At 56.8% G+C, this 10,667-nt stretch carries 13 protein-coding genes and 1 riboswitch; of the genes, 8 read left to right on the forward strand and 5 right to left on the reverse strand.

Going from position 1 to position 10,667, the window contains the following annotated elements; translation table 11 throughout:
* Positions 1-42: 42 nt before the first annotated feature.
* Positions 43-263: riboswitch (cobalamin riboswitch) on the forward strand.
* An 83-nt stretch (positions 264-346) separates the two neighbouring features.
* Positions 347-754, forward strand: a complete 408-nt coding sequence (locus tag ACR0L3_RS19705) for a hypothetical protein (RefSeq protein ID WP_480747479.1) — start codon at positions 347-349, stop codon at positions 752-754.
* On the opposite strand, the gene ACR0L3_RS19710 is transcribed toward ACR0L3_RS19705, so the two are convergent.
* The gene (locus ACR0L3_RS19710) at positions 751-1,245 is read right to left on the reverse strand and encodes a protein-tyrosine phosphatase family protein (RefSeq protein ID WP_480747481.1); all 495 of its coding nucleotides are present in this window, start codon (positions 1,243-1,245) and stop codon (positions 751-753) included. The genes ACR0L3_RS19705 and ACR0L3_RS19710 overlap by 4 nt on opposite strands.
* 131 nt (positions 1,246-1,376) lie before the next feature.
* Between ACR0L3_RS19710 and ACR0L3_RS19715 the strand changes: the two genes are divergently transcribed.
* The 3 genes from ACR0L3_RS19715 to recR all read left to right on the forward strand — a co-directional run bounded on the left by ACR0L3_RS19715 (position 1,377) and on the right by recR (position 4,305).
* Positions 1,377-3,137 carry a DNA polymerase III subunit gamma/tau gene (locus ACR0L3_RS19715; protein ID WP_480747482.1) on the forward strand — a complete coding sequence of 587 codons (1,761 nt, stop codon included), beginning with the start codon at positions 1,377-1,379 and terminating at the stop codon, positions 3,135-3,137.
* A gap of 165 nt (positions 3,138-3,302) precedes the next feature.
* Positions 3,303-3,647, forward strand: a complete 345-nt coding sequence (locus tag ACR0L3_RS19720) for a YbaB/EbfC family nucleoid-associated protein (RefSeq protein ID WP_039529126.1) — start codon at positions 3,303-3,305, stop codon at positions 3,645-3,647.
* Between the two features lie 64 nt (positions 3,648-3,711).
* Entirely contained in the window at positions 3,712-4,305 is a 594-nt protein-coding gene (gene recR, locus ACR0L3_RS19725) for a recombination mediator RecR (protein WP_480747483.1), read from the forward strand.
* 69 nt (positions 4,306-4,374) lie between these two features.
* Here the strand turns inward: recR and ACR0L3_RS19730 are convergent, their stop codons facing one another.
* The gene (locus ACR0L3_RS19730; RefSeq protein ID WP_480747484.1) at positions 4,375-4,872 is read right to left on the reverse strand and encodes a lactoylglutathione lyase family protein; all 498 of its coding nucleotides are present in this window, start codon (positions 4,870-4,872) and stop codon (positions 4,375-4,377) included.
* A gap of 198 nt (positions 4,873-5,070) precedes the next feature.
* Here ACR0L3_RS19730 and ACR0L3_RS19735 point away from each other — a divergent pair, with 198 nt between their 5' ends.
* On the forward strand, positions 5,071-5,559 hold the full coding sequence (locus ACR0L3_RS19735) for a hypothetical protein (protein WP_480747485.1): 489 nt from the start codon (positions 5,071-5,073) through the stop codon (positions 5,557-5,559).
* Here ACR0L3_RS19735 and ACR0L3_RS19740 read toward each other — a convergent pair.
* Positions 5,556-6,185, reverse strand: coding sequence for a ribonuclease T2 family protein (locus ACR0L3_RS19740; protein ID WP_480747486.1), 630 nt, complete (start codon positions 6,183-6,185; stop codon positions 5,556-5,558). The two genes, ACR0L3_RS19735 and ACR0L3_RS19740, sit on opposite strands and share 4 nt — an antisense overlap.
* A gap of 130 nt (positions 6,186-6,315) precedes the next feature.
* On the opposite strand from ACR0L3_RS19740, the gene ACR0L3_RS19745 reads away from it, so the two are divergent.
* Positions 6,316-7,077 carry a DUF1013 domain-containing protein gene (locus ACR0L3_RS19745; protein ID WP_480747487.1) on the forward strand — a complete coding sequence of 254 codons (762 nt, stop codon included), beginning with the start codon at positions 6,316-6,318 and terminating at the stop codon, positions 7,075-7,077.
* A gap of 52 nt (positions 7,078-7,129) precedes the next feature.
* Positions 7,130-7,522: a hypothetical protein gene (locus ACR0L3_RS19750; protein ID WP_480747488.1), complete on the forward strand. Its 393-nt coding sequence runs from the start codon at positions 7,130-7,132 to the stop codon at positions 7,520-7,522.
* A 38-nt stretch (positions 7,523-7,560) separates the two neighbouring features.
* Here ACR0L3_RS19750 and ACR0L3_RS19755 read toward each other — a convergent pair whose 3' ends face one another.
* Together ACR0L3_RS19755 and ACR0L3_RS19760 are read right to left on the reverse strand one after the other, a co-directional pair.
* Entirely contained in the window at positions 7,561-8,589 is a 1,029-nt protein-coding gene (locus ACR0L3_RS19755; protein ID WP_480747489.1) for a permease, read from the reverse strand.
* Positions 8,582-8,890: an ArsR/SmtB family transcription factor gene (locus tag ACR0L3_RS19760; protein ID WP_480747490.1), complete on the reverse strand. Its 309-nt coding sequence runs from the start codon at positions 8,888-8,890 to the stop codon at positions 8,582-8,584. The genes ACR0L3_RS19755 and ACR0L3_RS19760 overlap by 8 nt, the downstream gene beginning before the upstream one ends.
* 134 nt (positions 8,891-9,024) lie before the next feature.
* Here ACR0L3_RS19760 and pdxR point away from each other — a divergent pair, with 134 nt between their 5' ends.
* On the forward strand, positions 9,025-10,485 hold the full coding sequence (gene pdxR / locus ACR0L3_RS19765) for a MocR-like pyridoxine biosynthesis transcription factor PdxR (RefSeq protein ID WP_480747491.1): 1,461 nt from the start codon (positions 9,025-9,027) through the stop codon (positions 10,483-10,485).
* Positions 10,486-10,667: the final 182 nt, after the last annotated feature.

The following is a 10,667-nucleotide window of genomic DNA, read 5'->3' on the forward strand; positions in this document are numbered from 1 at the left end:
CTTCCCGCTCGAATTGGCTGCTTGACTCAGACCTGTTGAACCCGCTAGCGATTACGTGATGGTTCTCGACCCCGATCCTAGGGGCGGGATGAAAAGGGAACACGGTGCGGTTCTGCCCGGAAAACCGGAACGGACCAAGGCCGCGACTGCCCCCGCAACTGTAAGCGGTGAGCAATGCCGAAACACCACTGGCCGCAAGGCTGGGAAGGTCGGCAAAGCGACGACCCGCAAGTCAGGAGACCTGCCATCGAACTAAAACCGAAACTCGGGCGGGGTGTCCGGGCAGGTTGTCAGCACGCTGTGACGCCTGTTCCACGTCCCCCGACCAATGCGCGGAGGGCGCAATATGATCTGGAAGACAAAGACACACCAATTCACAGCAACTGTGTGTCAGAAGACCGGCAAGACTTGCCCGGCTCTGGCCCAAATGGCCCGTGCAGTCGTACAGGCCGTAGAGACCGCTGTTCCTGCAACCACTCCAGAATTCGAATTCGACGGCAGCAGTGAGTTGGGCTATTGCGCGCAGGGTTGCACCGCACGGTTCCGGGCGCAAAAGGATCAAATTCGGGTCTTTTGCGGCACCAACGACGATACTTCGATAGAAACGCTCGACGATTATGCGGACATGCTTTTCGGCCTCGACTTAGTTATGCGCCCCGCTGGTACTTTGGCCAACCCACCCTGCGCCATGCTTGAGGTTTCAACACTCGCACCACGGCAAGCAAAGGACGTCGATCGGCGGGTGGCTCTCTAGCTGGGTTGCTGAGGGCGCGCGGCCCAGTCTAACTGACCGGTGGTTTCTACAGCACAGGGCCGCACCGCACGAAGGCGTTGTAGCGCTGCGGTGGGATGTTCGCCGTGTTCGACCATGAGGCGAAGGACGATCATCCCCGACCGGCCGCAGCCACCACGACAATGCGCCAGCACCCGGCCACCGCGAGCCAGAATGTCCGCTGCTGTTGCGCTGACCTCGGTCCAAGCCGCGTTAATCGCAGGGGACGGAGCGCTGAAATCTTCAATCGGCAAATGCACCCACTCGATCCCTTCAGTACGAAGGTCGCTCCCAAGATTACTTGCACCAACTTGCAACATCTCAAGATCGGTGGTCAGCGAAATTACCAAATCCGGCTGCCATTTGCGAAGTGCATCCATATCGCCATCATATTTTCCACTGCCGCCTGGCAATGGCGACAACGCGACAATGCCATTCCCGACCTGTACAGAATTTATTGCGAACTGACTCAAAATTGGGCCTCCTCCGCAGGTATTAAAACCGGCATTTTGACTTGCAAACCAAAATTCGCCCTCGGCGGCTGTGGACGTGGGGCGCAGGGGTCTCTACGCTGCATTCTTGAACCGAATCCGACAGAGCAGACATGAACGACACGCCCAGCCCCGCCTATCAGGTTCTTGCCCGCAAATACCGCCCTGAAACCTTTGCCGACCTCGTCGGTCAGGATGCTATGGTGCGCACGCTGAAAAACGCGTTCGAGGCGGACCGTATCGCGCAGGCTTTTATAATGACGGGCATCCGCGGCACGGGCAAAACAACCACTGCTAGGATCATTGCCAAGGGGATGAACTGCATTGGCCTTGACGGCAAGGGCGGTCCAACCACTGAACCTTGTGGTCAGTGCGAGCATTGCGTCGCGATCATGGAAGGCCGCCATGTCGACGTGATGGAAATGGACGCCGCCAGTCGGACCGGCGTCAATGATATCCGCGAGATCATCGACAGCGTTCGCTATCGCGCTGCAAGCGCGCGCTACAAGATCTATATCATCGATGAAGTTCACATGCTCTCGACCAGCGCCTTCAACGCGCTGCTCAAAACGCTCGAGGAACCGCCAGAGCATGTGAAGTTCATCTTTGCGACGACAGAAATCCGCAAAGTGCCTGTGACTGTGCTTTCCCGCTGCCAGCGGTTCGATCTGAGGCGGATCGAGCCCGAAGACATGATCGGCCTGCTTAATAAGATCGCTGCGGCCGAAAATGCTCAGATCGCGGATGACGCGCTAGCATTGATCACCCGTGCAGCGGAAGGATCGGCTCGGGATGCGACCTCGCTGTTGGACCAAGCAATCTCACACGGGGCTGGGGAAACCAGCGCGGATCAGGTGCGCGCGATGCTGGGCCTTGCGGATCGCGGTCGAGTTCTGGACCTGATGGACATGATCCTGCGCGGAGACGCAGCGGGTGCGTTGACCGAGTTGGGTGGGCAATATGCCGAAGGTGCCGACCCATTGGCTGTCTTGCGCGATCTCGCTGAGATCACCCACTGGGTTTCAGTTGTCAAAATCACGCCCGACGCGGCAGAAGACCCAACTGTTTCACCGGACGAACGCGCACGTGGCCAGCAGATGGCCGAGGCGCTACCGATGCGCGTTCTGACACGGATGTGGCAGATGCTGTTGAAAGCGCTTGAAGAAGTGTCCGCTGCGCCAAACGCCATGATGGCCGCCGAGATGGCAGTGATACGCCTGACCCATGTGGCCGACCTGCCCACCCCGGAAGAGCTTATCAAGCGTCTGCAGGACACGCCGCCTCCGCCCCCGAATGGCGGACCAGGTGGCGGAGTACCCGCACCCTCACAGACCACGGTGCAAGCACAGGCACCAATGGCATCATCCTACGCGGCGCCCGCAGGTGGTGCTGCGGGTGCACCCAGTGCCGCTTTGGCGCAGGACCCGCAAACCGCGTTGGCGCGCTATCCAACTTTCGATCACGTGGTCGAACTGATCCGGGTTAACCGCGATGGTGTCCTGCTTGACGAAGTCAAACGCTCATTCCGGTTGGTGGCCTACCAACCCGGACGTATCGAATTTCAACCAACCGAGCGCGCTTCGCCGCAGCTTGCCCAACGTCTGGGTTCGGTCTTGCAGCGCTGGACGGGCAATCGTTGGGCGGTGACAGTTGTCAACGCTGGCGGCGGTGAGACGATTTATGAAAAGGAAAACGCGGTTGAGGAGGCATTGAAGGCCGAAGCCCGCACTCATCCGCTGGTGCAGGCCGTTTTGGCTCAATTCCCAAAGGCGCGGATCAAACACATAGAAACACCGGAACAACGCGCCGCAAAAGTTGAAACCGAAGCCTTGCCCGAGGTTGAGGATGAATGGGACCCGTTCGAAGAAGAGTAACGTTGGTCCATGCGCAAAAAAGAACACTTCCACGCTTGTCACGAACCATCCACGAATACCGAAACGCCCTAGTGCCTTTGGCGACAGGCTGGAACATCTCTGCCCCTTGTACCGCAGAGATAGCCCCCGTATTTAAAAAACAAACCGCATGACAGGAGAAGAGCAATGCTCAAAGGACTAGGTGGCCTGGGCGACATGGCCAAGATGATGAAATCCGCGCAGGATTTGCAGACCAAGATGACCGACATGCAGGAAGAGTTGAACACCATCATGGTGGTCGGCGAATCCGGTGCGGGTTTGGTTAAGGCCACGGCCACTGCAAAGGGTGAGCTTAAGGGGCTGGACATTGATCCGTCGATCTTCAATGGCGATGACAAAGAAGTGGTCGAGGATCTGATCCTGGCCGCTATCAAAGATGCCCAGACCAAAGCCGCTGAACGCTCTCAGGCCGAGATGGCAAAACTCACTGAAAGCATGGGCCTACCCGCAGACATCAAGCTGCCGTTCTGATAGACACTCCTGACGATCCCAAGGCCGGGCCCAATTGCCCGGCCCTTTTGCAGGAGCATATGCGGTGAGTTCGAACAGCGACATCGACAATCTGATCGACTTGATGGCCAAGCTACCGGGCCTTGGTCCGCGCTCGGCCCGCCGCGCGGTGCTGCACCTGATCCGTAAACGCGCCCTGCTGCTTACGCCCTTGTCCGATGCAATGCAGCAAGTGGCCGTAACAGCCCGCGAATGCCTGAATTGCGGCAATGTCGGCACCACCGATATCTGTGACATCTGCAACAGCGAGGACCGCGCGACCGGAGAGCTGTGCGTGGTCGAGGATGTCGCCGACCTTTGGGCAATGGAGCGCGCGGGCGTGTTCAAAGGCCGTTATCACGTTCTGGGCGGCACCTTATCCGCGCTGGACGGCGTCGGCCCGGACGAGTTGCGCATTCCCCGCCTGAAGGATCGTGTCGTGGCCGAAGGGGTCACCGAGATCATCCTCGCCCTGAACGCCACGGTCGATGGCCAAACCACTGCTCATTATATCGCGGACCAGTTAGAGGGTCAGGTGCGCCTGACATCACTGGCGCAGGGCGTTCCGATTGGCGGAGAGCTGGATTACCTGGATGACGGGACGATTACGGCTGCGCTCAGGGCGCGGAAAGAGCTCTGAACCCCATAATCGGAAGACGCGCAGACAGTTTTACTTTTTCCGAATGCTCAAAAGGACCTAACCCGTTTGTCAGGTGTAGGCACCCGACGAATAGGTCAATTCATAAGAATGGCTATAAATCTCGAAGACAATGCCAAAGGGGTCTTCGACGTAGACCATACGGTAGGGTTTTTCTCCGGGATAGTAGTATCGGATTGGCATCCGTTGTTTGCCACCCGCTGCCACGATTTTTTCTACCAGGCCTTCGACATCTGGGTCCTGGACGCAAAAATGGAACGTACCATTCTGGCGAAAGTCGATATTGTTTTCCGGTACATAATTTCCGTGAAACTCAAATAGTTCGAACCCAATGCGATCAGCGGTCGCGAGATGCGCAATACGCAGTTTTTTCCATTCCGCGCCAAACACATCAGTGCACATGACACCGATATCCGTATCATCCTCTACTACGTCCGTTGGCGACATAATCACGTAAAACCCAAGGACTTCGGAATAGAACTTTACAGCCTCGTCAACGTTTGGGACGGACAATCCGATGTGAGAGAATGTTCTTGGATGTTGCGGCATGGCTCGCTCTTTGTTCTATGAGGCGAAATACTATTGTGCCACAGACGAGTTTCAAGCAACTGCCCGGCGAAGCATAGCCGCGTTCTGCCATACACAAAGGTCGTGAATCGCGGCGGCGTCAGCCGAGAATAGCCTTTGCCTCCTCTACGCGACGTGTACTATGACTGTGGCCTTATCCATTTGATGTTGGAAACAGTTATGAAACGCCTTTTTGCCCTTACGCTTGCTGCCTTTACAGCCACTGCCGCATTTTCGCAGGAACTCATCGACAAGGGCTTTGTCGACGGCTGGAACATCATGATGGACCCTGCGCTTGGCAACGGGTGCCTGATCCAGACGGTGTACCAGGACCTCTCGGTGGTGCGCATTGGCTATGACGCGCTGGACGACCGCGGGTATTTCGCTGTCTACAACAAGGCGTGGGGCGACATTAAACAGGGCGAAAGCTATCCGATCCGGTTCGAGTTGGACGGCAAAAGTTTTAATGCCACGGCCATTGGGTTCAATCAGCGCGACGTACCGGGGGCTACAGTGTTCTTCACCGACCGGAGTTTCGTTAACGCCATTGCGCAGAACAAGACTTTGACCGTTTACAACCCGGCGGGGGACGTGGTGATGGCAATCGACCTCAATGGCACAGCGAAAGCGTTGGAATACGCCCGTGAATGCCAGAACCGGAAACTCTAACGAATCGGATCGAAAAGCGCGTCCTTGGCCGTGCAATCCCGGATCACATCACGTCCACATGGAACCGGCTTAAGATCGCGAGACAGGCATAGACGAACCTCTTCGATGTAACCCTGCTTACAAGTGACGGTGATCATGTCCCGTTCCAGCGCGGGATTGGCTTTCAGAAACGCCTCTTCAACGACCGAGGCGGGCAGTTTGACCGTCGCATCCAGCTTGCGGAACACTTGCGGGTGCTCAACCTGCGCGTAGGCCTGCCGAGACAACGCGAAGTAGTCCGACGGGGACAGGCCCGTGCAAGTTCCGTGCTTTTTCCATTGGTGCCACGCCAATCCGGGTGAACCTTGAATATCCGCCATATCACGTGTCATCGCGCGCGACGGCGGCGCCTCGGGTGTGCGGCAGAACGCAGGCCAGCCTTGATCGTATTGCGGCCAGAGCCCGTGCAGAATCCAGCCGTGATCATGCCGCGCGTCGCATTGGTCAGATCCACGAGCATCACCTTCGCGCGCGCACCAGTTCGGGGACCAGCTGAGTGACAGGACATAGTAGTCGAACTCGCCCGCCTTTTCTCCTTCGGCCAGCGCCGTTACAGCACTAAACACCCACAAAACAACCCAGCGCATTCGCCTCTTCCCTTCTTGCCTTAGCGCGACTATATAGGCCCCAAGTTCCCCGACAACGGAAACCTGCCCCAAGACCACGGGGCCGCCGAATTCCGGCGACGGGACAGATGTATTTATAGGAGACGGGCTGATGGCAAAACCGCTTATGGCCAAGGCAACAGCCGTATGGCTGGTGGACAACACCACGATCAGCTTCAAGCAGATCGCGGATTTCGTGGGCATGCACGAGCTTGAGGTGCAGGGTATCGCCGATGGTGATGTGGCCGCTGGTGTCAAAGGGTTTGACCCAATCGCCAACAATCAGCTGACCCAGGACGAGATCGACACAGCGCAGAACAACCCGCTGCACAAGCTGAAGCTAAAATTCAACCCCGCCGCCTCGGGCGAGGAAAAACGCCGTGGTCCACGCTACACTCCGCTGTCAAAACGACAGGACCGTCCGAATTCGATCCTGTGGCTGGTCAAGTTCCACCCGGAACTCAGCGACGGCCAGATCGCCAAGCTGGTGGGCACCACCAAGCCAACCATCCAGTCAATCCGCGAGCGTACGCACTGGAACATAACCAACATGCAGCCGATCGACCCGGTCGCTCTGGGCTTGTGCAAGCAGTCTGAATTAGATGCCATCGTTCAGAAGGCCGCTGCCAAGAAGGCTGCTGAAGGCGGCGTCATGAGCGATGACGAACGTCGCAAGCTGGTCTCGACAGAGCAGTCGCTGGAGATGGATGCCGCGCCGAAAATCCCGACCGCCATTGAAGGGCTGGAAACTTTCTCGCTGTCTGATGAACCGGAAGCAGAGAAGGAAGAAGAACCGATCATCGACGCTGATAGCTTCTTCAACTTGCCCAAAGGCGGGGCCGAAGATGAAGAAGAAGACGATCTGCGCCCTTAAAGCTCAGTTAGCCCCGGCCTGAACGGACCGGGGCTTTTTTCACAGGGACTCCATGCTGAACATTCTGTCCAAGATCTTTGGTCCGCATCGTGCCGTATCGATCTATGCGTTTCTGAAAACCTGGGGATTGCTCGCTGTGGCCGTCGTCGGCACTATCACGATTGCAACAGGACTGCTGCTGCTCAACGATGATGGTAAACATGAACATGACTCGTACCTGACCGTATCGGTTCTATCGGCAACTCCGGTGAACGGTGATCTGAAGTACGGCGTTATTGCCTCAGTTCAGTTGCCCGATGGCTCAGCCACCTCCATCAACGAACCCAAAGAGCATATCGCCCGAACGGTCGGCACCACGGCTTGCGTTGAAAAACGGGTCTACGTCGAAAGTGGAGAAGAACGATACCGCTTTAAAATGCCGGACCTGTGTGAGGCTAACCAATAAACAAAAGCGCCCAGTGGAAACGCTGGGCGCTTTTTCATTTAGATCACCTGAAAGATGACTCCGGCGATAATGGCACCGGTGATCCCCAACCCCAGATAGATCGCAAAAACCCGTGGTTTGACCAACGACCAGACTGCCGCCATTGCCGGGATCGAGCTAACGGCTCCTGCGATCATGAACGACATCGCCGCGCCCGCGCTCATCCCTTGTTCAGTCAGCCCCGCCAGCAACGGCGGCGCGACATACGAGTTCAGATAGGCAGGCATTCCAACCAGCGCTGCGATCACAATGGGCACAATGCCTTCACCACCGACCACACGCGCAATCAGATCGGCCGGGACGTAGCTGACCAGCAATGCCTCAAGCACATAGGCCAGCGCCAGCCATTTCAACAGGAATAGCCCGTTCTGGACAAACTCGGACTTAAACCGCTGACGGCGCTCCGGCTCTTGCCAAAACCGCCAGACCGGTTTGTCGTCCTGTTTCGGACCACAGCCACAGCACCCGGCTGGTTTGTACTCACGCAGAGGGTCAGCAAAAGCACCCGAGCGCATCAGACCGCGCACGACAAACCCTCCGAACAGTCCCAGCGCTACCGCCGCGACGGCTTTACCAATTGCAAAGGGCCAACCCAAAGCGCCAGCGGTGATCAGCAAAGTCGGAGGATCGATCAATGGAGAGCTTAACCAAAACGCCATTACGGCGGACAAAGGCGCACCCAAGGCCAGCAGTCCTGCAATGAAAGGAATGACCTCGCAGGAACAGAACGGAGCCAATCCACCAAACAATGCGGCCAAAAAAATCATCCGCGTCTCGCGCCCTTCAAATGCGCGCGCGACCATTACTTCCGCCCCGGTTGCCTTTAAATAAGACAAAAGCAGCACAGCAAACAGGATGTACTGACCTGTATGAACCAAGGCTTTGCTGGCGAAAGTCACAACCTCACCCCAATTGCCGGGGTCCAGAATGGCAACCGCGACAAGAATCGCGATTATCAGCGCCCATGGTGTCTTGAGCAATTCAAACGCCCTGACAGACGCCTTGGGGTTTTGTGTCAACTCAGCCATCGTTCGCAGCCTTCCCAATTTCGTCCGCGCAACATTCGGCCAGGATGAACTGCGCAAGATTCCTCAATTCGTCGTAACACGCCCTGTTGATCGTGCTGCGCCCGACTTTCTCTTGTTCAACCACCCCACCAGCAGCCAGGAACCGCAGATGATGCGCCAAAGTCGACGGGGCGATCCCGGTGCGTTCTTGAATCTCACCAACGGTCAACCCGGCCTGTCCGGCCCGGACCAAAGTCTTCAAGACTTTCAGCCGAGCCTCAGACCCCATCGCCGAAAATCCTGCAGCAGCGGTTTCCCACATTTCGTTCACTCCACTAAACTATATTTCTAGTTATTTAGGTAAATGGAATTTATCGGTCAACCCTTTTGTCACGAAATCTTGAGAAAGCCGTAAGTCCAGATTGCCCCCGCCATAAGTCCAACCTATAAAGCCCTATGGCGATATCGGTTGAAACATTCTTTCTTGAACTCAATGGACAAGGCACGCTGCAGGCACAGATCCAGCAGATGATAGCCGAGGGCATTTTGTCCGGCCGTTTTCATGTTGGTGAAAAGCTGCCTTCATCCCGCAAACTGGCCGCGCATCTGGGTGTCAGCCGGATCACCGTGACATTGGCGTATACTGAATTGCTTGCCAATGACTATCTGACCGCAAAAGGGCGCTCTGGGTACTACGTTTCACAAAACGCGCCGGTTCCGCCCAAGTATACCCCCCTTCAACGCGGCACCGAGACGGTTGATTGGGACACAGCACTGGCGCGCCGATTTTCCGACGGGGATATGCTTTCGAAACCTGCCGATTGGCGCGACTATCGCTATCCATTCATCTATGGGCAAGCAGACCGCAGTTTGTTCGACCACGCCAACTGGCGCCTTTGTGCAGTGCGTGCGCTGGGGCACAAGGACTTTGACTCGCTGACCGCCGATTATGTCGATCGGGATGACCCTTTACTGGTCGAATTTATCGCCCGCCACACCTTGCCGCGCCGAGGTATCGCCGCTCGCCCCGAAGAGATTCTGATTACGATGGGCGCACAAAACGCGCTATGGATCGCTTCACGCATTCTGCTTACCCACAATCGCAGCGCAGTAATCGAAGACCCATGCTACTACTCCCTGCGAAGCCTGTTAGAGCATTGGGATTGCAATGTTGTCCCAATGCCCGTTGACCAGGACGGCTTGCCGCCCGAGGTATTGCCCGAGGCAACAGACGTCATTTTCACGACACCCAGCCATCAAAGCCCGACCACGGGAACAATGCCTATTGAACGCCGGCACAAATTGCTGGAACGCGCACGTGACCTAGACGCGATGATCGTCGAGGATGACTATGAATTCGAAATGGCCTTTCTGGGCGCTCCGTCACCGGCTTTGAAGTCGATGGATCGCGACGGTCGCGTGGTCTACGTGGGCAGCTTTTCAAAGTCGCTTTTTCCAGGGCTGCGCCTGGGATACATGGTCGGCTCTGAACCTTTTATCCGTGAGGCACGGGCGCTACGTTCACTGGTGTTGCGCCACCCGCCTGGTCATATCCAGCGCACGGCGGCCTATTTCCTGTCTCTTGGTCACTACGACGCGCAGATTAGACGCATGTCCAAGACCTTGGCGCAACGGCGCAAAGCACTGGACGAAGCCGTAGAACAACATGGCCTGACGGTAGCTGGTCGAGGCATCATGGGCGGCTCATCGCTATGGATGTCCGCTCCGGCCCATGTCGACACGGCCCAGTTGGCGCGCAATCTGCAAGAACAAAGCGTCCATATCGAACCCGGCGCGCCGTTCTTCTCGGGTCCGGATCAACCGCAGAACTTTTATCGCCTGGGATATTCTTCGATCCGGCAGGACAGAATCGAACCAGGAATTAGACTGATTGCCGAAGCAATCCGCGCCTATTAGCCCCGTACTGGACCTAACCCGTGATTTGTTCTGGCCCTAACGCGTGCGATCTGCATGGGTCAAAACCGTATTCAAAGGCGGGGCGGTGTGCCCGGCCGTTTCTCATATGCGCGGAGATCATTCACATGAAGATGACGACGGAAGAAGCCTTCGTAAAAGTTCTGCAGATGCACGGGATCGAA

It is taken from the genome of Ruegeria sp. CK1, assembly GCF_056536545.1.